This is a genomic window from Ectothiorhodosinus mongolicus (assembly GCF_022406875.1).
Lineage (GTDB): Bacteria > Pseudomonadota > Gammaproteobacteria > Ectothiorhodospirales > Ectothiorhodospiraceae > Ectothiorhodospira > Ectothiorhodospira mongolica.
Map to the genome: position 1 here is coordinate 544803 of NZ_CP023018.1, position 26652 is coordinate 571454.

General features: G+C 54.9%; 21 protein-coding genes and 1 tRNA gene. 6 read left to right on the plus strand and 16 right to left on the minus strand.

Translation table 11 applies throughout. The features are described from left to right. Nucleotides 1–50: 50 nt before the first annotated feature. From CKX93_RS02240 to CKX93_RS02275, 8 genes are all read right to left on the minus strand, one after another. On the minus strand, nucleotides 51–926 hold the full coding sequence (locus tag CKX93_RS02240) for an undecaprenyl-diphosphate phosphatase (protein WP_076754846.1): 876 nt from the start codon (nucleotides 924–926) through the stop codon (nucleotides 51–53). Then, nucleotides 927–4775, minus strand: coding sequence for a DUF3683 domain-containing protein (locus tag CKX93_RS02245; protein WP_076755223.1), 3849 nt, complete (start codon nucleotides 4773–4775; stop codon nucleotides 927–929). Nucleotides 4776–4833: 58 nt separating this feature from the next. Further along, the gene (locus CKX93_RS02250) at nucleotides 4834–6141 is read right to left on the minus strand and encodes a sigma-54 interaction domain-containing protein (protein WP_084178603.1); all 1308 of its coding nucleotides are present in this window, start codon (nucleotides 6139–6141) and stop codon (nucleotides 4834–4836) included. A gap of 87 nt (nucleotides 6142–6228) precedes the next feature. Beyond that, nucleotides 6229–6302: transfer RNA gene (locus tag CKX93_RS02255), tRNA-Gln, on the minus strand. 15 nt (nucleotides 6303–6317) lie between these two features. Then, the gene (rpsI, locus tag CKX93_RS02260) at nucleotides 6318–6710 is read right to left on the minus strand and encodes a 30S ribosomal protein S9 (protein WP_076754849.1); all 393 of its coding nucleotides are present in this window, start codon (nucleotides 6708–6710) and stop codon (nucleotides 6318–6320) included. 19 nt (nucleotides 6711–6729) lie between these two features. Beyond that, on the minus strand, nucleotides 6730–7158 hold the full coding sequence (gene rplM / locus CKX93_RS02265) for a 50S ribosomal protein L13 (RefSeq protein ID WP_076754851.1): 429 nt from the start codon (nucleotides 7156–7158) through the stop codon (nucleotides 6730–6732). Between the two features lie 98 nt (nucleotides 7159–7256). Beyond that, entirely contained in the window at nucleotides 7257–7898 is a 642-nt protein-coding gene (gene coq7 / locus CKX93_RS02270; protein WP_076754853.1) for a 2-polyprenyl-3-methyl-6-methoxy-1,4-benzoquinone monooxygenase, read from the minus strand. A 32-nt stretch (nucleotides 7899–7930) separates the two neighbouring features. Further along, nucleotides 7931–9094, minus strand: a complete 1164-nt coding sequence (locus CKX93_RS02275) for a (Fe-S)-binding protein (RefSeq protein WP_076754855.1) — start codon at nucleotides 9092–9094, stop codon at nucleotides 7931–7933. 102 nt (nucleotides 9095–9196) lie between these two features. Between CKX93_RS02275 and CKX93_RS02280 the strand changes: the two genes are divergently transcribed. The 5 genes from CKX93_RS02280 to CKX93_RS02300 all read left to right on the plus strand — a co-directional run bounded on the left by CKX93_RS02280 (nucleotide 9197) and on the right by CKX93_RS02300 (nucleotide 15804). Further along, nucleotides 9197–9868 carry a DUF481 domain-containing protein gene (locus tag CKX93_RS02280; protein ID WP_159435515.1) on the plus strand — a complete coding sequence of 224 codons (672 nt, stop codon included), beginning with the start codon at nucleotides 9197–9199 and terminating at the stop codon, nucleotides 9866–9868. Nucleotides 9869–9890: 22 nt separating this feature from the next. Next, nucleotides 9891–10196: a (2Fe-2S) ferredoxin domain-containing protein gene (locus tag CKX93_RS02285; RefSeq protein ID WP_076754859.1), complete on the plus strand. Its 306-nt coding sequence runs from the start codon at nucleotides 9891–9893 to the stop codon at nucleotides 10194–10196. 222 nt (nucleotides 10197–10418) lie between these two features. Continuing rightward, nucleotides 10419–11999: a bifunctional phosphoribosylaminoimidazolecarboxamide formyltransferase/IMP cyclohydrolase gene (purH, locus tag CKX93_RS02290; protein WP_076754861.1), complete on the plus strand. Its 1581-nt coding sequence runs from the start codon at nucleotides 10419–10421 to the stop codon at nucleotides 11997–11999. Nucleotides 12000–12009: 10 nt separating this feature from the next. Next, nucleotides 12010–13308, plus strand: coding sequence for a phosphoribosylamine--glycine ligase (purD, locus tag CKX93_RS02295; protein WP_076754863.1), 1299 nt, complete (start codon nucleotides 12010–12012; stop codon nucleotides 13306–13308). An 18-nt stretch (nucleotides 13309–13326) separates the two neighbouring features. Further along, the gene (locus CKX93_RS02300) at nucleotides 13327–15804 is read left to right on the plus strand and encodes a glycogen/starch/alpha-glucan phosphorylase (protein ID WP_076754865.1); all 2478 of its coding nucleotides are present in this window, start codon (nucleotides 13327–13329) and stop codon (nucleotides 15802–15804) included. Here the strand turns inward: CKX93_RS02300 and rho are convergent, their stop codons facing one another. Both rho and trxA read right to left on the minus strand, forming a co-directional pair. Further along, nucleotides 15805–17064, minus strand: a complete 1260-nt coding sequence (gene rho, locus CKX93_RS02305) for a transcription termination factor Rho (RefSeq protein ID WP_076754867.1) — start codon at nucleotides 17062–17064, stop codon at nucleotides 15805–15807. 229 nt (nucleotides 17065–17293) lie between these two features. Continuing rightward, nucleotides 17294–17617 (minus strand): thioredoxin TrxA, encoded by a 324-nt coding sequence (gene trxA / locus CKX93_RS02310; RefSeq protein WP_234982778.1) that lies wholly within the window; start codon nucleotides 17615–17617, stop codon nucleotides 17294–17296. A gap of 108 nt (nucleotides 17618–17725) precedes the next feature. On the opposite strand from trxA, the gene rhlB reads away from it, so the two are divergent. After that, nucleotides 17726–18988 (plus strand): ATP-dependent RNA helicase RhlB, encoded by a 1263-nt coding sequence (rhlB, locus tag CKX93_RS02315; protein ID WP_076754871.1) that lies wholly within the window; start codon nucleotides 17726–17728, stop codon nucleotides 18986–18988. A 51-nt stretch (nucleotides 18989–19039) separates the two neighbouring features. Here the strand turns inward: rhlB and CKX93_RS02320 are convergent, their stop codons facing one another. From CKX93_RS02320 to CKX93_RS02345, 6 genes are all read right to left on the minus strand, one after another. Further along, complete coding sequence (locus CKX93_RS02320; RefSeq protein ID WP_076754873.1) at nucleotides 19040–19981, minus strand: dimethyl sulfoxide reductase anchor subunit family protein; 942 nt, start codon at nucleotides 19979–19981, stop codon at nucleotides 19040–19042. A 27-nt stretch (nucleotides 19982–20008) separates the two neighbouring features. Beyond that, on the minus strand, nucleotides 20009–20704 hold the full coding sequence (locus CKX93_RS02325; protein WP_076754875.1) for a 4Fe-4S dicluster domain-containing protein: 696 nt from the start codon (nucleotides 20702–20704) through the stop codon (nucleotides 20009–20011). Between the two features lie 18 nt (nucleotides 20705–20722). Next, nucleotides 20723–23623 (minus strand): molybdopterin oxidoreductase family protein, encoded by a 2901-nt coding sequence (locus CKX93_RS02330; RefSeq protein WP_076754877.1) that lies wholly within the window; start codon nucleotides 23621–23623, stop codon nucleotides 20723–20725. Between the two features lie 117 nt (nucleotides 23624–23740). Then, on the minus strand, nucleotides 23741–25504 hold the full coding sequence (gene aspS / locus CKX93_RS02335) for an aspartate--tRNA ligase (protein ID WP_076754879.1): 1764 nt from the start codon (nucleotides 25502–25504) through the stop codon (nucleotides 23741–23743). Between the two features lie 72 nt (nucleotides 25505–25576). After that, nucleotides 25577–26227 (minus strand): DUF502 domain-containing protein, encoded by a 651-nt coding sequence (locus CKX93_RS02340; protein ID WP_076754881.1) that lies wholly within the window; start codon nucleotides 26225–26227, stop codon nucleotides 25577–25579. A 12-nt stretch (nucleotides 26228–26239) separates the two neighbouring features. Beyond that, on the minus strand, nucleotides 26240–26587 hold the full coding sequence (locus tag CKX93_RS02345; RefSeq protein ID WP_076754883.1) for an FmdB family zinc ribbon protein: 348 nt from the start codon (nucleotides 26585–26587) through the stop codon (nucleotides 26240–26242). Nucleotides 26588–26652: the final 65 nt, after the last annotated feature.

The following is a 26652-nucleotide window of genomic DNA, read 5'->3' on the forward strand; positions in this document are numbered from 1 at the left end:
CTATCAAGCCCCTAGTGTAACGAAAAACCCCCGGGATTAATTGACCCGGCCTAGGCCAAATGGGGACCCCCCAAATCAATCCAGCCCAGCATAATCGCCAGTGCGAGCAACCAAACATAAAACGCAAAGACTTTCAGCTGAGCTCGATAAAGGAAATACACCACCAGCTTGAGCGAAACAATCCCAACCATCGCCGCCACCACAAAGCCAACGGTCAAGGCCATCATGCTGACGTCATTGGCGACATCGAGGCGATAGACTTTGATGGCCTGTACCAAGGTGGCAGCCAAAATCGTCGGAATGGCCAGAAAGAAACTGTATTCCGCTGCCCAGCGACGTTTTAGGCCGGTAAACAGCGAGAACATAATGGTCATGGCACTGCGAGACAAGCCCGGCATCAGCGCAAAGCCCTGCGCCAAACCAATCACCCCGGCCACCTTCCAGTTGATTTTCTTTAGCCCGCGTTTGCGCGGCGACAAACGGTCTGTCCACCAGAGCAAAATACCGGTGAGGGTGAGGGTGATGGCGATAATCCAAGGAGCACCAAAAATCTGCTCAAAACTGGTTTTAAAAGCGATACCCAGTAAGCCGGTACACAATACTGAGAACAGGCCCAGTAGAAACAAACGAAAATACAGCGGCAAGCCCCCGCGGCCACCACGCCCCGCCCAGCTTAAAGCGCCCTCTGTGGCGTTACGGGTAAATCGCCACAGACTCGACCAAAAGACCACAATAATCGAGATCAGGGTGCCCACATGGACCACTAGGGCAAATAAAATCATCTCCGCACTATCCGGCGCCGGCAAACTATAGCCCTTGGCGATCAGCCAATGTTCTGCAAGCACCATGTGCGCTGTAGAACTGACCGGCAAGAACATAAAAATGCCCTGAATCACACCCAGCAGGGCCGCAATCCACAAAGCCATTTACAACAAGACCTTTTCGATACCGCCGGCACGTGCCTGGTCGATGAACTGAGTTTGCCAATTTTGGCCCAGTAGATGATTGGCCATTTCCACAACGATGTAATCGGTATCAGCCCCTGTTTCTGCGCGGTAACGCGATAGCCCTTGCTGACAGGCTGGGCAGGAGGTGAGAATTTTCACCTGACCGGGAGCAGCCACTGGCGAGCCGATCAGCTCCTGGATGCCTTTTTGAATTTCTTCCTGCTTACGAAAACGTACTTGTGTAGCGATGTCGGGGCGATTCACCGCGAATAAACCGGCCTCGCCACAGCAGCGATCGGACTTCACCACCTTCTGCCCCATCAATTCTGAGGTGACGCTCACTGGCTGATAGGTTTTCATCGGGCTGTGACAGGGATCGTGGTAGAGATACTGCACGCCCGTGGGTTGGTTGAGACGCACGCCTTTTTCCAGCAAATATTCATGAATATCCAACAACCGACAGCCCGGGAAAATCCGATCAAACTCATACTTCAAGAGCTGATCCATGCACGTGCCGCAGGAGACAATCACGGTCTTAATGTCCAGGTAATTCAAGGTGTTGGCTACACGATGGAATAACACGCGATTCTCTGTGGTGATGGCCCGACCCTTGTCGCGATCGCCACTGGATTCCTGAGGATAGCCACAGCACAGATAACCGGGCGGCAGCACAGCCTGCGCACCGGTGCCATACAGCATGGCCAACGTGGCTAGGCCCACCTGACTGAATAAGCGCTCAGAGCCACATCCAGGGAAATAAAACACGGCCTCGCCATTTTCTTCGAGTTTGGCGGGATCGCGAATAATGGCGATATGACTAGACTCCTCCAGTCCCAACATGGCGCGCGTGGTTTTACTTGGCAAGCCTGCCGGCAAGGGTTTCTTCACAAAATGCAGCACCTGCGCAGCCACTGGGGTTTTACCCGTGGTCGCCGCCGGTCTTGCTTTGGAGGTGTTGAGTTTCAGGCGCTTGAATAATTCAAAGCCAAAGCGTTGCGCCGCAAAGCCCCATTCGGCCAGCCCTTTGCGCATCAATTTAATGGTCTGCGGATCACGGATATTCAAAAACGCCATAGACACGGTGGCGGCGATACTGGTTTTGCGCTGGCCGCGGTCTTTGAGGATCGTGCGCATGCGCGCCGTTACATCACCAAAATCGATATCCACAGGACAAGGGTTAAAACAGCGATGGCATACCGTGCAGTGATCGGCAATGTCATTCATCTCATCGAAATGCCGCAAAGACAAACCCCGCCGGGTCTGCTCTTCATACAAGAACGCCTCAATAATCAGGCCGGTGGCGAGGATTTTATTGCGCGGTGAATACAGCAAATTGGCGCGCGGCACATGCGTGGTACACACCGGTTTACACTTACCACAACGCAGGCAGTCCTTAATGTCATCATTGAGCGCGCCCAGCTCACTTTGCTCCAGAATCAACGCCTCTTCCTGCACCAAGCGCAGCGACGGCGTATAGGCCATGGCCAACCCCGAACCCACCTGTAACTTGCCGCGATTAAAGCAGTCTTGGGGATCAGCAGTTTGCTTGTACTGCGCGAAGGCCTCGACTTCCTCGGGCTGTAAGTACTGCATCTTGGTCAAGCCGATGCCGTGCTCCCCAGAAATCACGCCATCCAGACGCCGCGCTAAAGCCATGACTTCATCGACGATACGCTCGGCCTCGAGCATCATGCCGTAATCATTGGAATTCACCGGGATATTGGTATGCACATTGCCGTCCCCGGCATGCATGTGCAGCGCCACGAACAAACGACTGGTCAGCACCCGATCATGAATCGTCTCGATGTGCTGACGAATCGGCTCCAGATCACGGCCGGCAAAGCACTCGAACAGCGGCGTCTCTAGCTCATGCCGATAGGAGATCACCAAATCTCGGCGCAAAATCAGATGCACTAGCTGATCGCCATCGCGGCGCGCAGCCTGAGCAGACTCATCCAGAAGATACGCGACATCAGCAGCTGGCGTATGCAGCTGATCCAAAATTTGTTGCCAACGCTGACGCACCCGAGTGGCGATGGCGACCGCCTGCTGCTGGCGCTCAGCAAACCAGCTTTGCCCTTCTTCGTTATTCAGGTTCAACTCAGACATCAGTGCCGCTGGCATATCACTCAGCCAAGCATGAATCTCATCCGCCATGCGCAGCTTGTTGCTGATGGACTGGCGAATATTGATGATCTCAATGCCTTCGCTGTAGTCCGCCAGTCGATCCAGTGGAATCACGACATCCTCGTTAATTTTAAACGCATTGGTATGCGCCGCAATCGCCGCGGTGCGCGAGCGATCCGCCCAGAACCTTTGACGTGCCTCGGGACTAACCGCCACAAAACCATCGCCATGGCGGGCATTGGCCAGACGCACCATGAGCGATGCCGCCTCACCGACGGCTTCCTCATCATCCGATGCTAAATCGGCCAGCAACACCATTTTTGGGTTTTCCCGGCGCGCGCCTTTGGGGGTGTAGCGCACCGCCCGAATATAACGCTCATCGAGATGTTCAAGACCCGCCAGGGCGACTTTTTCATTAGCGTCCAAAGCATTCTTGATCTCGACAATGGCGGGCACCGCCTCATGCAAGTCATTACCGAAAAACTCTAGACAAACCGTGCGCTTATGCTCAGGCAGGCGGTGCACCACAAACACCGCCGAGGTAATCAGGCCATCACAGCCTTCTTTTTGCACCCCGGGAAGATTACTCAGGCGCTTGTCGGTGACATCCTTACCCAAGCCCGCTTTGCGCGTACTGGCGCCCGGGAAACTGATGGTTTCCGGCTCGCCAATGAGACTCACCCCATCGGCACGATAGCGACTGATGCGAAAGCGCACCGTCTCCTGATCATGAATACGACCGAGATTATGGTCCAGGCGCTCTACCTCCAACCACTCACCTTGGGGCGTCACCATACGCCAAGAAGCCAGATTATCGAGGGTCGTACCCCAGAGGACGGCTTTTTTACCACCAGCATTCATGGCGATATTACCGCCAATGGTGCAGGCATCTTGAGAGGTCGGATCAACGGCAAATACATGGCCACCGCGAGTCGCTGCCTCGGCAACGCGCTTGGTCACCACACCCGCTTCGGCACGGATTGTTGGTACCTTAGCCGTCACACCCGGTAAGTCACGCCACTCCAGTTCGCTCACTGCTTCCAATTTTTCGGTATTGATTACCGCCGCATTATCGGTAAGTGGCACCACCGACCCGGTATAACCGGTGCCACCGCCACGCGGAATCAAGGTCAAGCCCAATTCGATGCACGCCGCCACCACGCCAGCCATTTCCGCCTCGGTATCGGGCGTTATCACCACAAAAGGCAATTCCACGCGCCAGTCTGTGGCATCAGTGACATGGGAGACGCGGGCTAGACCATCAAAACCGATATTGTCGCTACGGGTAATTCGGGCTAAGCGCTTGCGCACTTTTTGCCGTAAGGCTTTTTGCGCCGGAAACCAATCGGCAAAGTGTTGAACCGCCGCTTGGGCGCGATCTGCCAAATGGATGGCTTGTTCGTTGCCGCCGGCGCGCTGGCGAATTTGGTCTATGCGGTGTTGCATAGCCCCCACCAAGGCCTTGAGACGCCGTTCGTTGGCCAATAAATCATCTTGGATATAGGGGTTGCGGGTGACCACCCACATATCCCCCAAAACCTCGAACAACATGCGTGCAGAGACGCCGGTACGACGCTGCTCGCGCAGGGTATTCAATACCGTCCACATCTCTTCACCCAGAAACCGTATAACGATTTCACGATCTGAGTAAGAGGTATAGTTGTAGGGGATTTCGCGGATACGTTGGGCTGCAGCACTCATCGGCTTATTGTAGCACTGCAGCATCCGCTGCCCAGCCCTTTCGGCTTAACTCTTGAGTTCAGTACTCAGGTATTTTTTGCAGATGACGGTACAGCGTGCGCTCGCTGATGCCCAGTTGTCTGGCAGCCTCAGACCGATGTCCATCACAAGCCTGTAAAACAGCCAAGATCCGCTCGGTGCTGAGCCGGTTACGGCTTCGCGGTATTCGCCCAGCAGATATATCAATATCACCGCGCCGCACCGCTTGAAAAGCAATATGCTCGGGTCGTAGCGGCCCATTATCAGCGAGAATCGCCGCGCGACTGATGATGTTCTTCAGTTCACGAACATTACCAGGGAACTGATAGCCCAAGAGCATCTCACAAACCTCAGGCCCCAACGGCAATGCCGCATCACCGGCTTCACTGTGCTGCAAGAAGTGCTCAGCCAAAGCCAAGATATCATCAGGTCGTTCCCGCAAGGGGGGGATCTGAATGGGAAAGGCAGACAGCCGATAAAACAAGTCCTCACGAAACTGTCCTTGTTGCACCATAGCCGCCAAATCCCGATGTGTGGCCGCAATGACGCGAGCGTCCACTGCAATATAGTCTGTGCCGCCCAGACGACGAATGCGGGAGGTTTCCAGGGCCCGCAGCAACTTACTTTGCATCGCCAGAGGCATTTCACCGACCTCATCAATGAACAAAGTGCCGCCCTCGGCTGCTTCAAACAGGCCAATCTTGCGCCGATCAGCTCCAGTAAACGCGCCCTTCTCATAACCAAATAGCTCAGCCTCGATGAGATTTTCACCAAGGGTTGAGCAATCCACCACCACCAGCGGGCCCGATACTCTGCGTGAATGACGATGCAGATGATCAGCGGCGCGCTCCTTACCGACGCCGCTCTCGCCCAATAACAAGACCGTTGCCTGAGTGGGCGCCACGCGCTCAATCATCGTCATCAGGTTTTGCATCGCCTCTGAGCGACCCACTAACTGGCTCTCAGCTGCGGGCATGCTGTTGCCGGCCTCCAGCAACACCCCTAAGTAGCCTGCCTGGTTTTGTATCACGCGCAAATGCAGCGATAGCGGACCGCCCAGCCTGTCATTCTGAATATTCTCTATCAATCGGCTGCCATGGATCAGAGCGCGATGTAAGGAACAGGATTCGGGACCATCGCAAGCTCCCGCTAGGCCCGTAAAAAAATGCTTGCAAGGCATGCCTGCCAGGTCTTCAAGTGCATGCCCCAATAAATCGGCGGCAAGCTGATTAGCCGCCAATAAACGATGCTCCGCATCAAAGAGGGCAAATGGCCGAGGGACTAGGGCGACAAGCGAATCAAGATCCGGAGTGGAAGACATAGACCGCATGAATTCTAGGGATGCCATCTTGCAACAATATCACAGCGTTGGATGCCGAAAATACTGGCAACGCCTTAAAAAACAAAAGCCTCCAAAGGAGGCTTTTGTGCAGAATGGCTGGGGGACTAGGATTCGAACCTAGGTTGACGGAGTCAGAGTCCGTAGTCCTACCACTAGACGATCCCCCAATGGGCGGGCGAGTCTTAGCGCTTGCTGTACTGTGTTGCACGGCGTGCTTTACGCAGGCCGACTTTCTTACGTTCCACTTCACGTGCATCACGAGTCAAGTAACCATGCTGGCGCATGGTGCCGCGCAGCGCCTCGTCATACTCAACCAATGCGCGAGCAATGCCCAGTCGAATAGCACCGGCTTGACCATTAGCTCCGCCACCAGTGACAGAGGCAAACACATCAAAACGCCCCACATTGTCACTAGCTTCCAGCGGCTGGCGCACGACCATGCGCGAGGTTTCGCGGCCGAAGAACTGGTCCAAAGGACGCTCATTCACCGTGATATCGCCTTTACCGGGACGCAAAAAAACGCGGGCTGTGGCCTGTTTACGACGACCGGTTCCGTAGTTCTGGGTAGCTGCCATGAATACTTACTCGCTTAAATCAGATTTCCAGAGCCTGAGGCTGCTGGGCTGTGTGTCGGTGTTCGCTGCCGGCGTAGACCTTGAGCTTTTTGAACATAGCGCGGCCCAAAGGATTCTTGGGCAGCATACCTTTCACCGCGGTTTCAATGAGGCGCTCCGGATGAGAGGCGCGAATCTGTCCGGCAGTCGCTGACTTCATATTGCCGATATAACCGGTGTGATGATAATAGACCTTGTCCGTCTCTTTATTGCCGCTGAGGCGAACTTTCTCTGCGTTGATCACAACGATGTAATCGCCGGTGTCGACATGCGGGGTATATTCCGGTTTGTGCTTGCCACGCAGGCGGCGAGCCAATTCCGTGGACAAACGTCCCAGAGACTTGCCGGTGGCGTCGACCACGAACCAATCGCGGTTGACTTCAGCGGGCTTGGCGCTAAAGGTCTTCATCTAGCCAACTCCAAAGGTTATGCAGGCTGCTTTCAAAGAGCGCGACAGGGTAGCGGTAAACGCAGGTTTTTTCAAGTAGTGTTTGTGTTTTCGCCTGACTAGACCCAATAAGCCGTGCGGGTCATCGTCTTGGACACCATAGGCATCACCAAACGCCGCACTGGCCAGGGCAAATCCACCCCGCCCAAGGACATGGCCATTTCTCCATGATGGGCTTCATCAATCTTCATTTGCTCCAACACTGCGCGACTGGGCTGATCTTCGGGAACCATGCGCTCTAAATGCTCATCTAGATGGCGCACGACCTGTTGTTCAGTTTCGTTCACAAAACCCAGACTCCATTTATCTCCCGCCCAGCCCGCTAGCGCACCAATGGCAAACGAACCGGTATACCAAACGGGGTTCAGCCAGCTGGTATGGCTGCCCAGCGCTTCCAGGCGATCCTGGCACCACACCAGATGATCATTTTCCTCACGCGCAGAGTGCTCCATACTGCGTCGCACTTCATCACTGCGCGCGGTAATCGCCTGCCCTTGATAAAGTCCTTGAGCAGCAACTTCTCCGGCATGATTGATACGCATCAAGGCAGCCGATAAGCGCCGAGCGTTGTCATCTAATTCGGGCTCAGCTAAGCCAGCAGCAGGATGCGGTCTTTCGGTCGCGCGCGGGCGCCCAAAAAGAGTACACAGTGCCTCATCACAGGCGGTCAGGAGTCGGTCAGTCGTTGAATAGCGTCGCATGGACTGAACATACCCGAGCGCAGCACCTGGGTTCAAGCCTCAGGTAACCGAGAACCAATAAAACTGGCGATGTGCACCACGGGCAACTCCTGACGGCGCTTGGCCAATCCCTGTTGAAAATGCAGCGCACAGCCAATATTGGCGGTTACCAAGATATCAACCTTGGCGTCTTCAAGCGCATCTAGCTTGGGCGATAGCAATGCCTCGGCTTGCTGCTTGTGGGTCAACATATGCGTGCCCGCTGCCCCACAACAACGATCATTCTCTGCCAAGGGCACGATGCCGACCCCGGGCAGCTGTGCCAATAAGGCCAAAGTTGCGGCATGCGATTTAAGAACATTGCGCTGAGTACAGGGCGTATGCACAGCAACCCGCACAGGATCCGCCCGCCATGCCAAGGCGCTCAGCTTCTGTTTGAGTAAAAGTGTCGGCAAATCCACCACACGATCGGCCCAAGGACTGGTTACTCGAGAATATTCCGTCAGCGTCGCGCCACAACCGCTATTGAGCGCCAACACAGCCCCCTCAAACCCCTGCAATGAGGCCTGAACTTCGGCTTGTTGTTGCACTGCTTGAGCCGCGCGACCGGCATGCTGATGCAAAGCCCCGCAGCACAGATCATGCTTGGGAATAGACAACTTTAAGCCCAGAGCCTCCAAGATGCGCTTGGTCGCTTGCAAGGCTTCACCGTCAAACACACTGGCGGTGCATCCCGTGAATAAAAAAACATCGGCATCCGACTCAGCTTGGGCTTTCGGAGGGGCAATACCCATGAGCCTGAGCGGAGCCAAACTGGGCCAGTGTGACAAGGGACGCTGCAAACCCAAAGCGCGCACTCCTTGACCACCCAATGCCACGCCAGCTTTGAGCATGGGCCGCTGCAACAGCTGCTCTGCTAAACGAGGCGCACCTTGGGGCGGAATCAGCTCCGCCCGAGTGATATCCATCAAGTGACCAAAGGGCACTTTGGATGGGCAAACTGCCTCGCAGGCGCGGCACTGCAAACAAGATTCCAAGTGGCTGCGGGCCGTTGCGCTCTCATGCATGATGCCTTGCATTAGCCCTTGCATCAGATTGATCCGCCCGCGCGGCGAATCCGCCTCATTCTGGGAAAGCCCATAAGTGGGGCAATGCGGCAAGCATAAGCCGCATTTTACGCATAAGTCGGTAGCTTGGAGTTGCTCTGAAAATTTCATCTGTTAGGGTAAATTTGAATTCCATCAAACAAAGGACAAGTGTGCATGTCTCGGTCGCAACAGTGCAAAGTGTATTTAATGGGGCTTTTGCTGCTCATACCTATGAGCGTAATGGCCGAATGGGAGGATGCCATGGGCTGGCGCGGCAGTGTGGAGTTTGGCGCCGCTCTCTCCACAGGCAACACCGATTCCAGCAACCTTAATGCTAAGGGGCGCGTGCAGTTTCAAAATGAGCAATGGCGCAATCGTGCGAGCCTGGATGTGGTGCAAAGCTCTGAAGACAAGAGCACAACCCAGGAACGTTACTTACTACAACTGCAAGCCGACCGACGCTTAAGCGCCAATGATTACCTCTTCTCTGCCTTTCGTAATGACAAAGATCGCTTCAGCGGTTATGACTATCAACGTTCGTTGTCTGCCGGTTATGGCCGTCGCCTCATCAACACTGACCGCACCTCTCTAGAAGTAGAGGCAGGCCCTGGTGTGCGCCAGAATAAAAAACCCAACGAAAGCAGCCAAAATGAGGCGGTGGTCCGCGGCGCCGCACAATTCCGCCATCAAATCAGTGATTCGGCAAGATTTGGCGAGGAGTTGGTCATCATCAGCGGGTCAGACAATACTGAAATCGACTCCACCACCAGCCTGCGCTTGGCCATTACCGATGTTCTCGCAGCGCGTTTTGCCGTGAATATCAAGTACAATTCAAGGGTTTCGGAGGGCCGCAGTAAAACCGATACTGTGACCACCATGAACTTAGTGTACGACTTCTGGTAATCACCAATTGGGTGACAACGCAATGAGTTACTACGAACGGCATTTGTTTTTTTGCACCAACTGTCGCGAGGACGGCAATTGCTGCGAAGCTTTTGGTGCCAGCGAGATGCGCACCTATGCCAAGAAGCGCGCCAAAGAGCTGGGCATTCATGGCAAGGGTCAGATCAGGGTGAACAATGCCGGCTGCTTAGATCGTTGTAACGAGGGCCCGGTTGCCGTCGTCTACCCCGAGGGCACTTGGTACACCTATGTGGATGCAGCCGATGTCGATGAAATCATCCAAGAACACCTACTCAATGGGCGGGTGGTGGAGCGCTTACAAATCTGACTTGCGCGAACGCAAGGGCCGTGAGATTTTTCTGACATGACCCTTGACATGTGCAGTGCAGCATATAGAATTGGAATCATATCAAGCGCAGGATCTCCTCCGGTGCTTGGTATACTCCTCCATCCTCCTTTGGTGGTTTTTGGCGCGGCTTCTTAGCCGCGCTTTTTTTTGGCCAAAACCCTATAATCTGAAGCTTTTTCGCCCGAAAGCGCAGACAAACTCATGAGCAAAATCGCCCTCGCCCCTATTCGCCGCGCGCTGATCAGCGTCTCCGACAAAACTGGTTTAGAGGATTTCGCCAAAGCCTTAGCTGCTCAGGGAGTCGCCATACTCTCCACCGGCGGCACCGCTAAACTTTTGGCGGATCTGGGATTACCCGTCACTGAAGTCTCCAGCCACACCGGCTTTCCCGAAATGATGGCGGGCCGTGTCAAAACCCTCCATCCTAAAATCCACGGCGGTATTCTGGGGCGACGCGGCATGGATGATGCGGTGATGCAGGAACACGACATCCCGCCCATCGATCTGGTTGTGGTGAATCTCTATCCCTTTGATGCCACCGTGGCGCGCCCAGACTGCACGCTGGATCTGGCTATCGAGAACATTGATATTGGCGGCCCCGCCATGGTGCGCGCCGCAGCCAAGAATCATGCCTCGGTCGGTATCGTGGTCGATCCGACAGACTACCCACGCGTGCTCCAGGCGATGCAAGAAAATAATGGCGCCTTGGCCGACGCCCTGCGTTTTGAGCTGGCTGCCAAAGCCTTTGCCCACACCGGCCGCTATGATGGAGCCATCGCCAACTATCTCACGCGCATCAGTACTGATGGCCAAACTGAGGCGTTCCCAAACACGCTCAGCCTGCAATACCAAAAACAGCAAGAAATGCGTTACGGCGAAAACCCACATCAGTCCGCAGCTTTCTATGTCGAGGCTCAGGGAACGGAACCCGGTATCAGCACCGCCCAACAACACCAAGGCAAGGAATTATCTTTCAACAACATCGCCGATACCGACGCCGCCCTAGAGTGTGTCAAACAGTTCTCCCAGCCCGCCTGCGTCATCGTCAAGCACGCCAACCCCTGCGGGGTAGCGGTGGCTGAAAGTCTGCTGAAAGCCTATGACAAGGCCTTTCAGACAGATCCCACCTCAGCATTTGGCGGCATCATCGCCTTCAACGGGCCATTAGATCAGGCCGCAGCGCAAGCCATCATCGAGCGCCAGTTCGTTGAAGTCATCATCGCCCCAGAAATCACCGCCGCTGCCCTACAAGTACTCGCTAGCAAACCCAATGTGCGCGCCCTCTCCTGTGGCACATGGCCGACCCAGCCCAAGGCCGCCTGGGATTTCAAGCGCGTTAATGGCGGGCTACTGGTGCAAGATCGAGATCTGGGACAAATCAACGACAGCGATTTACGCGTGGTCAGCCAACGTCAGCCCAGCGCCAAGGAGCGCGAAGATTTGCTATTTGCCTGGCGCGTCGCCAAATTCGTCAAATCCAACGCTATTGTTTATGCCCGCGACGGCCAAACCATTGGCGTGGGCGCCGGGCAGATGAGCCGGGTGTATTCGGCACGCATCGCCAGCATCAAAGCCGCGGATGAAAACCTCACTGTCGCCAGTTCAGTGATGGCCTCTGATGCTTTCTTCCCGTTTCGTGATGGCATCGATGCCGCCCACGCAGCAGGTATTGAGGCGGTAATCCAGCCGGGCGGCTCGATGCGCGATGAAGAGGTTATTGCCGCAGCCGATGAACATGGCATGGCCATGGTATTCACCGGCATGCGCCATTTCAGACATTAAGGAGCAGTCCATGAAAGTCCTGATCATTGGCTCCGGAGGCCGCGAACATGCTCTGGCTTGGAAAGTCGCGCAATCCGAGCGCGTGACTGAAGTCTTAGTCGCCCCGGGCAACGCCGGCACAGCCCGTGAACCCAAATGCCGCAATCTGGCGATTGATGTCATGGACATCCAAGGCCTGCTGCAGGCAGCGCAAGATGAATCTGTGGCCCTCACGATTGTGGGCCCGGAAGCCCCGCTGGTCGCCGGTGTGGTCGATGTTTTTCGCGAGGCCGGTCAGGCCATTTTTGGCCCCAGCGCTAAAGCCGCGCAATTAGAGGGCTCGAAAGCCTTCTCCAAAGATTTTCTGGCGCGTCATAACATCCCCACAGCAGCTTATGGCAGCTTCACCGATTTGCCTGAGGCCCTCGATTTTATCCGTGCTCAGGGCGCACCGATCGTCGTCAAAGCCGATGGCTTAGCAGCCGGCAAGGGCGTAATTTTGGCCCAGACTCAAGAAGAAGCCGAGGCCGCGGCGCGCGATATGCTGGCGGGCAATGCCTTTGGCGACGCGGGTCATCGTGTGGTCATCGAGGCCTTTTTAAGCGGCGAAGAAGCAAGCTTCATTTGTATGGTGGATGGCGAGAATGTCCTGCCCATGGCCAGTTCCCAGGATCACAAAGCGCGCGATGATGGCGACCAAGGCCCCAATACCGGTGGCATGGGTGCCTACTCACCCGCTCCGGTGGTCGATGCGGATATGCACGAACGCATTATGCAGGAAGTCATTCTCCCCACGGTGCACGGCATGGCGGCGGAGGGTAACCCTTACACCGGATTCCTCTATGCCGGGGTGATGATTGATCAGAATGGGACACCCAATGTACTGGAATTCAACTGCCGTTTTGGTGATCCAGAAACTCAGCCCATTATGATGCGCTTGCGTTCTGACTTGGTAGATCTGGTACAAGCCGCTCTGGCAGGAGACCTCGATAAAACCTCTGCAGACTGGGATCCACGGCCGGCCTTGGGCGTGGTTTTGGCCGCGGGCGGTTATCCCGAAGCCTATCGTCAGGGCGACATCATTCAGGGTCTGGATAAGCCTGAGATACCCGACACCAAGGTGTTTCATGCCGGCACAGCATTGCAAGGCGATCAGGTAAGCACGCAGGGTGGACGCGTACTCTGCGTCGTGGGCCTTGGCGATACTGTTAGCGCGGCACATCGCACAGCCTACGAACGCTTGGCGCACATTCACTGGGATGACGTGTATTATCGTAAGGACATCGGCTATCGGGCGATCGCACGCGAACCATCCAGCGGGCGCCCTTAACCTTGGGGGAAACCATCGATGCTGGAAACCGTCGACACCGCGATTGCTTCTGAAGAAGACATGCTCTCCTGTGATCGGGAGACTCTTCGGGCCGCTATTGAAGACGCCCTGATACACACCATCGGTAAAGATCCACAGATCGCCACACGTCGAGATTGGATGCATGCAGTAGCCCACGTGGTCCGAGCGCGCATGGTCGAGCGGCGTATGTACACCCGCCGCGCCTTCATGAAAAAACAAGCCAAGCGCGTCTACTACCTCTCCATGGAATATCTCATTGGGCGCATGCTGCTCAATAGTCTGCTTAACCTTGAGTTTTATGAGAACTGCCGCGATGCCCTAGCGGACCTAGGCCAGGACCTTCATGAGCTGATTGATGTCGAGATGGACGCCGCTCTTGGCAACGGCGGATTGGGCCGCCTGGCCGCGTGTATTCTCGATGCCATGGCGACCCTGGCGCTGCCCGGCGGCGGCTATGGTATCCGCTATGAATTCGGCATGTTCAATCAGCAAATCGAACACGGCGAACAAGTCGAACACCCAGACAACTGGCTGCGTTACGGTAACCCATGGGAATTACCCCGACCGGAAAAGGTCTACATGGTGCACTTTTACGGCCATGTCGTGGAGCACCAAGAGCGGGGCCAAACCCACTACCACTGGGAAGATGGCGAAGAAGTCGTGGCCATGGCCTATGACCTATTAACCCCCGGCTTTGGCAAAAAGAACGTCAACAGCCTACGCCTGTGGGCTGCCAAAGCCTCGCGGGACTTCAACCTCAAATATTTTAATGAAGGCGATTACATTGGCGCGGTGCAAGACAAGATTGGCTCTGAGACCATCTCCATGGTGCTCTACCCCAATGACGCCACAGCCATAGGCCGCGAACTGCGCCTCAAACAAGAATACTTCTTTGTCTCCGCCTCGGTGCAAGACATCATCGCCCGGCATCTGGATCTGGGTTACGCGGTAGATCAATTGGGTGACAAAGTCGCAATTCAGCTCAATGACACCCATCCGGCGCTGACGGTGGCGGAATTAATGCGTCTTCTGATGGATGAACATCATATGGATTGGCACAAGGCTTGGACGATCACCCAGGCCGTTTGCGCTTACACCAACCACACTCTCATGCCAGAGGCTTTAGAAACCTGGCCCATAGCGCTCATGGATCGGGTTCTGCCCCGCCACATGCAAATTATTTTCGATATCAATTTCCATTTCTTGAATGAAGTGCGTCGCCATTTCCCCGGCGATAATGCCATCGCCCGACGCTTATCAATTATCGATGAAGAGGGCGAACGCCGCGTACGCATGGCCCATTTGGCGGTTGTTGGCTCTCATCGCGTCAACGGCGTGGCTGCTTTGCATACCGAGCTGCTTAAGCGCTACCTATTCCATGACTTCCATCGACTCTGGCCCGAGCGGTTCGTGAATATCACCAACGGCATTACGCCACGGCTTTGGCTGCATCAAGCCAATCCCGGTCTGTGTCAGCTGATTTCAGAACATTGCGGCCGCGACTGGATCGCGGACCTAGGACAGTTAAAACAACTCGAACCCCTAGCCGAGGACCCGGCATTTCGTGCCCGCTTCCGCGAAATCAAAAATGCCAATAAGCAGCGCTTAGCTAAGCTGATCCATCAACAACTGGGGCTCACCGTAAACCCTGAGGCCCTATTCGATGTGCAAATCAAGCGTATCCATGAATACAAACGACAGATGCTGAATATTTTGCACATCGTTGCCTACTATAACCGCATCCGCGATGGCCGCAGCGACGAACAAGCACAGCGCGTCAGTATTTTTGCAGGCAAAGCAGCACCCTCCTATATGCGCGCCAAGCAGATTATTCGTTTGATCAATGATGTGGCTGAAGTCGTCAATCATGATCCAGTCGTGCGTAAGAAACAGCAGGTCGCTTTCCTGCCCAATTACGAGGTCAGCAGCGCTTCCGTTATTATCCCGGCCGCCGATTTATCCGAGCAGATCTCGACCGCCGGCACCGAAGCCTCGGGCACTGGCAATATGAAGCTGGCTCTGAATGGCGCTATGACGTTAGGCACCCTCGATGGCGCCAATATCGAGATTCGTGAAGCCGTGGGCGAGGATAACTTCTTTATCTTTGGCATGAACACTCAAGAAGTGGAAGACCTGCGCGCCAAGGGCTATCGACCGCGCGATTTCTATGAAGCCAATCATGAGTTACGCGAAGCGCTGGATATGATCCGCGACGGCTTTTTCTGCCCTGCCGACCCGGGGCGTTATCGAGATCTGGTGGAGGATCTTCTCGAGCATGACACCTTCATGGTGCTAGCGGATTTTGAATCCTACTTGGCTGTGCAGCAAGAAGTGGATGCGCTCTATCAACAGCCCGAAGAGTGGACCCGCAAGACCCTTTTGAATACCGCGCGCATGGGCTATTTCTCCATCGACCGAACGGTCGAGGAGTATGCCGAAAAGGTTTGGGGAATCGACCCCGAAGACTGGGGCTAATCAGCCCCGCTTCATCAGATCGAAAAACTCGTTGTTGGTCTTGGTTGACTGCAGGCGACCGAGCAAGAAGTCCATGGCTTCCAGTTCGTCCATGGGGTGTAGGAACTTGCGCAGGATCCATAGCTTTTGCAACTCTTCCGGATCGGTGAGCAGCTCCTCGCGCCGGGTACCCGAGCGATTGACATTGATGGCCGGGTAAATCCGCTTCTCAGCGATACGCCGATCAAGATGGATTTCCATGTTACCCGTGCCTTTGAATTCCTCGTAAATCACCTCGTCCATCTTCGAGCCAGTATCCACCAAGGCGGTGGCCAAAATGGTCAGACTGCCACCCTCTTCTATGTTGCGCGCCGCGCCAAAGAAACGTTTGGGTCGATGCAAAGCGTTGGCGTCCACGCCACCGGTGAGCACTTTGCCCGATGACGGCACCACCGTGTTGTAGGCGCGCGCTAAACGGGTAATGGAGTCCAGCAAAATAACCACATCTTTTTTGTGCTCCACCAACCGCTTGGCCTTTTCTATGACCATTTCCGCAACCTGCACATGGCGAGTCGCTGGCTCATCAAAGGTGGATGAGACCACCTCACCCTGCACCATACGCGACATCTCTGTGACTTCCTCAGGACGCTCATCGATCAGCAGCACGATCAAATAAATTTCCGGGAAATTGGCGGTGATACTCTGCGCAATATTTTGCAACATCAGAGTTTTACCAGCCTTTGGCGGGGAGACGATCAGACCACGCTGACCCTTACCAAATGGCGCGACGATATCAATAATACGCGCCGTGATGTCCTCGGTCGATCCGTTGCCGCGCTCCACGCGCATCCGCTGATTCGGATGCAGCGGCGTGAGATTTTCAAAAAGAACTTTATGTTTGGCCGACTCTGGAGCTTCGAAATTGATGCTGTCGACCTTGAGTAGCGCGAAGTAACGCTCACCCTCTTTGGGCGGGCGAATCTTGCCAGAAACGGTATCGCCAGTGCGCAGACTAAAGCGCCGTATCTGGCTGGGTGAGACATAGATATCGTCAGGCCCTGCCTGATAAGAGCTATCGGCACCGCGCAGAAAACCAAAGCCGTCCTGCATGATCTCCAAAACGCCATCGCCGAAAATATCTTCACCACCCTCGGCTCGCGCTTTGAGAATCGCAAAGATAATATCTTGCTTGCGCGCCCGGGCCATGCCCTCGAGATTCAGGTTCTGTGAGAGATCCACCAGCTCGGAGGCGGATTTACGTTTCAGTTCAGTCAGATTCATGGGTTTTCTGGGTAATGGATCGGGGGAAGATCGCGAGTGGTTGCCGGACTACCGGTGTCAGGGATGATCTGAGGGGGTATCAGGCGAAATTCAGTAGATGACAGCCAGTAGCGTTAAGACCCACAGCCACTGTGCTATAGTAATTCGCGGAAAATACCAGTTTCGATCCGAACTGTCTAGTCTTTGTGTCAAGCCCCACGGCAAACCCGAGGGGCTTTTAAAGCATCAATCAGATGTTTTGATCGATAAAAGCAGCGAGCTGTGACTTTGACAGAGCGCCTACCTTGGTGGCTTCCACGTTACCGCCCTTGAACAACATCAGGGTGGGAATCCCGCGGATCCCATATTTGGGTGGTGTGGCTGGATTTTCATCGATATTGAGCTTGGCGACCTTTAATTTACCGGCATATTCTGCGGCAATCTCATCCAAAATCGGAGCAATCATTTTGCAAGGTCCACACCATTCGGCCCAGTAATCAACCAATACAGGCTGATCGGATTGAAGAACATCACTGTCGAAATTGGCATCCGTGACATGGTTAATTTGACTCACTGCGCAAGACCTCCGGTTAGAATACAGCCAAGTAAACCGCATTCTCAGCCCATTCCACTCAGTATTTCAAGTGCGCGTGGGCAACCGTCAACCAAAGAATCCTAATCCATGTCTGAACAGCATCTCAGCAATACCGAATTCAACGCCCTAGAACTTCCCGATAGTTTACGACAAGGCCTAGCGGACGCCGGCTTCACCCAATGCACGCCGATTCAAGCTCTAGCCCTACCCCATGCTTTGCAGGGGCAGGATGTCGCCGGTCAGGCACAAACCGGGACGGGAAAGACCGCGGCGTTCCTGATCACTGTGTTCACGCATTTGCTCACCAAACCAGAACCTGAGCAACGCAACATCAACGATGTGAGAGCGTTGATCTTAGCCCCGACCCGTGAGTTAGCCATTCAAATACACAAGGATGCTGTGTCGCTGGGCGCCCATACCGGACTCAAGCTCGGTCTGGCTTATGGCGGCACCGATTACGACAAACAGCGCCAACAACTCGCCGAAGGCGTGGATATTTTGATTGGTACGCCGGGGCGCATCATTGATTACTTCAAACAGAAAGTCTTTTCGCTGAAAAAGACCCAAGTCTTGGTGCTGGATGAGGCTGACCGCATGTTCGATCTCGGCTTCATCAAAGACATTCGATTTCTGCTGCGGCGCATGAGCCCACCGGCAGAACGCCAATCCATGCTGTTCTCCGCGACGCTGTCTTTTCGCGTGATGGAGCTGGCCTATGAACATATGAATAACCCCATCAAACTGCAGACGCAGGATGAACAAATCACCGCTAAGCGCGTCCGTCAGTCGGTGTATTACCCCGCCAACGATCAGAAGATCCCTTTGCTGATCGGCTTGATGCGGCAGTGGCAACCCGAGCGTTCAATAGTGTTCGTTAACACCAAGCATGTTGCCGAAAGGCTGACCGACTGGCTGCAGGCCAATGGCATCACGACAGCCCTGCTCTCAGGTGATGTGCCACAGCGCAAGCGCGAAAAATTGCTTGCTCAGTTCGAGCAGGGCGACTACCGCGTGCTGGTGGCCACTGATGTGGCTGCGCGAGGTCTGCATATCCCAGATGTCTCGCATGTATTCAATTTTGATCTACCGCAGTCCGGCGAGGACTACACCCACCGCATCGGTCGCACCGGTCGCGCCGGTCGCGAGGGCGACGCCATCAGCTTCGCCTGCGAAGACTACGCCTTCTATTTGCCTGAGATCGAAGAGTACATCGGCGTGAAAATTCCCGCCGCAATGACAGAAGATAGCCTACTGGCCAGTGAACTGAGCAAACCGCCGCGCCGCGAACGTGCTCCGCGCGCCGGCACTCCGAGACCCCAAAGGGGTACGACCCCACGCCGCCACCGTTAAAAAATGGGGACGGATTTATTTTTCGAAGAAAAATAAATCCGTCCCCATTTTTTACGTGTGTTGGCGGCCGTGGTAGAGCATGACGGCGTGGCGCGCTTCCGCAAAGAACAGCCAGCGCTCCAAGCCCACACCCGCTAGCGCCGATGGCACCGCCAGCACCAACCAAAACACGGAAGCCCCCAGCAAGATCCAAGATAGCAGAAGAATGGGCAGCACAAAGCCCAGGCCATACACGCCTAAGCGCACTTGGCCAATGACCTGAGCACCGGGGTCATAACCAAACTCACGGGTCAGAAAAGTGCCCGCAGTATGGCCAGGATCCATCATGCGCACCGTGCCCCGGGTAAAGCCCGTCGCGGTATTAATCGTCGGACCGCTGGGTTCGCGAATCCACACGTAGTAGATCCATTTGAGCAGGGCCGCCAGCACCAACAGACTGAGCGCCATAGCCACCAGTGGCTCACTACGTCCCTGAAATACAGCATGTACGGCTACCAACAAAACAGCCCCCAGAGCCAGCCCCAACATCAAATAATTCGCCGGAGTTAAGGCAGTATTCCACTGACGAATGGTTTTCAAACTGGCATAAATCATCCCCGTACAAAATACCGTCAGGCCGGCCAAAGCCACACTAATCAGACCCATAGCCATGGTAAAACCGCCAGGCTCCAACGCTCCACCGCGCAAAATCGATAAGCCATACAAAAGCGCAAATGGATAAAATCCAATCGCCAACACCGCCTCACGTGATAACCACGAGGTACGCACACGCATCACCGCACGCCAAGCGTTTTTGGGATTGGCCAAGTGCTGGGTAGAAGACACGAGGCCGGTAGTGATCAACGCCAGCGCCAAGCCCAGCTGAACCACCAATTCAGAGGTGCCCGGGTCGGGATAACCACCAAAAACATGCAGTAAGGCCACCAGCATAAACAACCCGTAGCCAGCACCGGACATCACGGTAAATAAAATGACAGATAAAGCAGGATGCATGAGCGGTTTTCCTTGTGCCGATATCGCTTAACGGGCAATGGCCTGATTCACCCAGTCTTTGACGTTGTCGATCAAACTCTTACTGCGCACGTCATCGGTGGGTATGGGGCGCGAAACGCGCGGTGGCAAATATGCATTGGTCGGCTTATAACCCAACTCAGGCATCAGCTTTTGACCCGCACGCTCACGCGTCAGACGACTAACCTCAGAATCCGGATCATCAAAATCACCAAAAAAGCGCGCATGCGCAGGGCAAGTAATCACACAAGCGGGCTGACGATCTTCCGGCGCCAAGTTTTCATCATAAATGCGGTCGACGCACAGCGTGCATTTTTTCATTACGCCATCGGTCGGATCCAACTCGCGCGCTCCATAGGGACACGCCCAAGCGCACAGATTACACCCCATGCACTTATCTTGATCGACCAGCACAATGCCGTCTTCTTTGCGCTTATACGATGCGCCAGTCGGACACACCGTGACACAGTCGGCATCCTCACAATGCATACAAGACATCGGCATATTGACGGTCTTATTGTGTGGATAGTCCCCGACTTCAAAATTTCGGATGCGGTTAAACCAGACGCCGCTGGGTTCTGCGCCATAGGGAGCTAGGTCCGTTAGCGGACCGGTGGTTCCCGAGGTGTTCCACTGTTTACAAGCCACCGCACAGGCATGACAGCCCACGCAGGTATCCAAATCAATCACAAGTCCAAGTCGCATGCGGGCGCTCCTTTGCGATTAGCGCTGATGCTTGCCGCGAGCCAGAATATCGTCCAAAGGACGCTCTAGGTTCACAGCTTGATGGGTTTGATAACGCAATACGTCGGGCGATTCCGGCATACCCGGCAACGCTTTCAAAGTGTCAAATTGTGGCCAAGATCCCTCTTCATGGGCCGGGGCCGGAGTGATCTTCACCCGCAGGTCATACCAAGCCGCCTGACCAGTCACAGGATCCGAGTTGGTAATCGCATCCACAGCATCGCCTTTTTTCGGGAGTAGCTCAGAGATCAGATGATTGAGTAAAAAGCCCTTGCGCGCCTCATCGGCATCGGCCTTCAAGCCCCAGGCACCGGACTGTTTACCAATCGCGTTCCAAGTCCAAACGGTATCGGTCTGCGTGCCCTCAATCAGCTTGACTTGCACCCGAATCTTACCGTTATGCGACTCAACATAGACCCAGCTGTCATCCTTAATCCCCATGGATTCGGCCTTGGCACGGTTCATATAAAGCCGGTTGCCCGCACAAATCTGCCGCAACCACGCATTCTGCGAGTCCCAGGAGTGGTACATAAACATCGGTCGCTGCGTCACCGCAAAGAACGGATATTCGGCCTCACTTACCCGCGTCTGTTCAATCGGCTCATACCAAATCGGCAAGGGGTCAAAAAACTCGGCTAAGCGGGCCTTATGCTCCTCCCGCATAGGCATAGGACCGTCATAAAGACCCTGACCCGCCAGCTTAAAGCGCTGCTGTGACTCGGCATAAAGCTCAATGACAATCGGGTCAGTCGAACCGTTCCAACCGGCATGCTTAGCGAGCTCAAGATAGCTTTGGTTACAAAAACGATAATACTTTTGATCATCTTCGAGATGATGCACAAAAAAGCACTGGTTCTCGGCATAAGCTTCCCACTGCTTCGGGTTGGGCTCACCGCGCAGACTCTTCTCGCCGTCCTTGCCACGCCATCCCGAGAGAAAGCCAATACCCGGCTCTTTCTCAAAATAGGTGATGAAATCTTTGTAAGAGTCATATTTGGGCTGACCATCTTCACCCGTGAATGCCGGAAATTTCAGGCGTCCGGCCAAATCCACCAACACCTCTTGCCAGGCGCGCACATCACGATCCAAATCCAAAATGGGCTGGCGAATCGAATCCGCCGCAGCATGAGGCTCGGAGATAGGCCGATCCAGCATGGAGATTGTGTCGTATCGCTCCAAATACGTGGTATCGGGTAATACCAAATCCGCAAACTGCACCGTCTCGGAGTGGAACGCATCGGAGACCACCAAAAACGGGATCTTATACTCGCCGCTGGCATCTTTTTCGCGCAGCATATCCATCACCTGACTGGTGTTCATGGTCGAGTTCCAAGCCATATTAGCCATGAACAAAATCAAGGTATCAATGGGATAGGGATCACCCTTGACGGCATTGGTAATCACCATATGCATCAGGCCATGGTTGGCCACCGGCGCATCCCAAGAATAGGCCTTATCGATACGCAGCGGATTGCCCTCAGCATCGATCACCAGATCCTCGGGCGCGGTTGGAAAGCCCAGCGGCGGACTTTTCAGCGGCGTATTCGGCGCCATCTCCTTGGCCGGCTTGATACCTGGCGGGACATGTTTGGGATAAGGCGGCTTGGCCAAGTGACCGCCGGGCACATCAATACTGCCCAAAAGAATCTGCAAGAAATGAATCGCACGACAGGTCTGAAAGCCATTGGAATGCGCAGAAATCCCGCGCATTGCGTGCATCGACACGGGGCGACCAATGAACTTATCGTGTTTACGGCCATAGGCATCAGTCCATTCACAGGCTATCTCGATGCTCTCTTTAAATGCCACATGCGCCATCTCCAAAGCCATGCGTTCGATCTGCTCGGCTGAGACGCCGCAGCGCTCGGCTACATTCTCCGGCGCATACTCAGCATCCAGATAACGCTCGGCCAGAAGCGTCATCACGGTTTTCACGGGTCGGCCATCAGGCGCCGTAAAATCACCGAACATGGCGGGCTTAATGCCGGTCTGTGAGGCATCTACCGCGGCATTTTTATCCTGATCCCAGCAAAGCGGCTTGCCATCGGCATCGCGCAGTACCAAGCCATGCCCTTTCTGCCCCGGCGTATGCACAATCAGCCAAGGCGCATTGGTATAGCGAATCAGGTATTCCCAGTCGAACTGCGAATGTCTGAGCAGCACATGCACCATCGACAAAGCCAACAGGCCATCAGTACCCGGACGAATCGGCACCCACTCATCAGCAATCGCCTGATAACCGGTACGCACAGGGTTAATCGAGACGAATTTGCCGCCCCGACGCTTGAGTTGTTCCAGACCGATCTTGATCGGATTAGAGGCATGATCTTCGGCCACGCCCCACAGCATGAAATACTTGGTGCGCTCCCAATCTGGATCACCAAACTCCCAGAAGGCATGACCCATGGTGTACAGCCCACCGGCGGCCATATTCACCGAACAAAAACCGCCATGCGCCGCCCAGTTGATGGTGCCAAACTGCGTTGCCCACAATCCGGTCAGAGCCTGCATCTGATCGCGACCCGTGAAAAACGCCAGCTTTTTGGGATCGGTGGCACGAATATGCGCCAGACGCTCGGTCAGCATCTCCAAGGCCTGGTCCCAGGAAATTGGCTCGAACTCACCAGCCCCACGCTCAGTACCGGGTTTGCGCAGCAGCGGCTGACGCAGCCGCGCTGGCGACTGCTGCTTCATAATGCCCGCATTGCCCTTGGCGCACAGCACGCCTTTATTCACCGGATGGTTGCGGTTCCCTTGGATATATCGGACCTTGTTGTCCTCCACGGTAACTTTGATACCGCAGCGACAAGCGCACATATAGCAGGTCGTGTACTTCGTCTGCTGCGCCCCGTGGTCCTCGAATACCGGCAATGCCTTCATGCCTCACCATCCATTTTTTTATGGAAACAAGTGTTTCTTTTAGCAGAAACCAGCACAAAGTGTGCCGTCAGACGCGACTGAACTCAAAGTGAAGCTTTTTATTTCGGTATAAATACCCTAAGAACGCTTACGGATATTCAGTTCCTTTAACTGTGCCTCGCTGACCTGCGCCGGTGCCTGGGTCAAAGGGCACGCCGCGGTCTGCGTCTTGGGGAAGGCCATCACATCACGAATTGACTGGGCACCGGTCATCAACATCACCAACCGATCCAAACCAAAGGCAATGCCGCCATGCGGCGGGCAACCCAACTTCAAAGCATCCAAGAGAAAACCAAATTTCTCACGGGCTTCTTCCTGACCAATCCCCAAAAGCTCAAAGACGCGCTCCTGCAAGGCAGTTTGATGAATACGAATTGAGCCGCCACCCACTTCCGTACCATTGAGCACCAGGTCATAGGCCCGCGAGACCAAAGCGCCGGGATCTCCATCCAGCGTCTGCCCGTCCTGCAAACGCGGCGCGGTAAAGGGATGATGCAAAGCCACCCAGCGCTGATCCTTGTCATCAAACTCAAACATCGGGAAGTCGATCACCCATAAAGGCCGCCAACCGCGATCCACCAGACCCCGATCATGGCCCAACTTGACGCGTAACGCGCCCAGCGACTCATTGACGATCTTGGCCTTGTCGGCGCCAAAGAAAATTAAATCCCCATCTTCAGCCCCCGTGCGGTCCAAAATATCGACCACCACGGTATCGGGTAAAAATTTGAGAATGGGCGACTGCAAGCCCTCGCGCCCAGCATTCAAATCATTGACCTTGATATACGCCAAACCCCGGGCACCATAGCGACTCACGTAAGCCGTATAGTCATCGATATCTTTGCGCGACAACTCACCTCCCTTAGGCAGGCGTAAAGCAGCCACGCGACCCTGAGGATCCTGGGCCGGACCAGAGAACACTTTAAATTCCACCGGGGCCATCACATCGGTGAGATCCACCAATTCCAGAGGAATACGCAAATCCGGCTTATCCGAGCCAAAGCGATGCATGGCCTCGGCATAAGTCATACGCTCAAAAGGCGAATGCAGCGGCTCTTCTAAAACCTGAGCAAACAGCTCACGCACCATGGCCTCCATCAACCCCATGATGCCCTCCTCATCCATGAATGAGGTCTCGATATCCAGCTGGGTAAATTCCGGCTGACGATCAGCGCGCAGGTCTTCATCGCGGAAACAACGCACGATTTGATAATAGCGATCCAGCCCGGACATCATCAGCAGCTGTTTGAATAGCTGCGGCGACTGTGGCAACGCAAAAAAACTGCCGGGATGGGTGCGACTGGGCACCAAATAGTCACGCGCGCCTTCCGGGGTCGCCTTGGTCAGCATCGGCGTTTCGATATCCAAAAAACCTTGGTCTTCCAGGAAGCGGCGCATCACCCCTGTGATCTGCGCGCGCATTTTAAGGCGTGTTTGCATCATGGGCCGGCGTAAATCGACATAGCGATAACGCAGGCGAGTTTCCTCACCCACATCATCCTCATCTAGCTGAAACGGTGGGGTCTCGGAGGCATTTAACACCGTCAGCTCCAGACCCAATACTTCAATAGCACCAGTGCGTAAATCAGGATTCACGGTGCCTTCGGGTCGGGCTCGAACGCGACCGCGCACCTGTAATACGTATTCGCTGCGAATACGCTCAGCGATGGCGAAGATCTCCGGCGCATCCGGATCAAACACCACTTGCACCAATCCCTCGCGGTCACGCAGATCCACGAAAATCACGCCCCCGTGATCGCGTCGGCGATTAACCCAGCCACACAAAGTGACTTCCTGACCGAGCAGCTGGCTATCGACCGTGCCGCAATAATGTGTACGCATGGGGGACCTTAATATTCAAAAAACAGAGTGAAAGCCGCGTATGGTAAGGGCTTAACGGGTTGAGTCTCAAGTCTACACAGTCGGCGGCTTAAGCGGCGCGGCTGGGTCCGTATAGCGGGGCACGACTACACCTAAGGACATAACAAACTTCAGCCCCTCCTCCACCGTCATGTCCATTTCAATCACATCCTCCCGAGGCACCAGAATAATAAAGCCACTGGTGGGGTTGGGCGTTGTGGGAACAAAAACACTCACTACTTCATGATGCGTCTTGGACTGCACCTCGCCCAAGCGTGAACCGGTTTGAAAGCCAATAGTCCAGATCCCCTTGCGCGGATACTCGACCAGCAGCACTTTGCGAAACGCATCACCCGTGTCCCCAAAAATGGTTTCGACCACCTGTTTAATGGCCGAATAAATGGTATTGACCAGAGGAATCCGCGACAAAATCGCCTCCCACAAATCCACCAGCTTGCGGCCCAACAAATTGGCCACCACCAGACCCGTGATAAACACGATGATCACCGCAAGCACCACCCCAGTGCCGGGGATACTAAAACCCAGCAGGCTTTCAGGGCGCCAGCCGGCAGGCAGCAATAACACCGTTTTATCCAGTAAATCCACAATGAACTTGATGATCGCCACGGTGGCGACCAAAGGCACCCACACCAACAGGCCGGCGATGAGATAGCGCCGCAGGCTTTGCAAGCGGGTTGGCGACATCAGTGTCACACCCTATGAGCTGCTGGCCGCACTGGACGAACTAGCGGTGCTGCTGGCTGCCGGCTTAGAGGCTGATTCGCTGGAGGCTTTCTTAGCCGGGTCTGCGGTTTTTCCACCCTCAGCTTTCTTGGCGCCTTCGGCCGACCCTTTGTCCGCCTCTTTGAGGTTACGCTTATTATCCTTTTTAAAATCAGTTTCATACCAACCACCACCGCTCAAACGAAACGCCGCGGCCGAGACTAGCTTACGCAGCGCTGATGCGCCGCAGGCCGGGCATTCGGTCAGCGCCGCATCCGACATTTTTTGTATCGCCTCGTGGCGGTGACCGCACTCAGTACACTCATATTCGTAAATCGGCACGGCAAAGCCCTCTTGGGATCGTTAATTAGACGAACTATGGGGACTTGCTGGGATTTTTTCCAGTG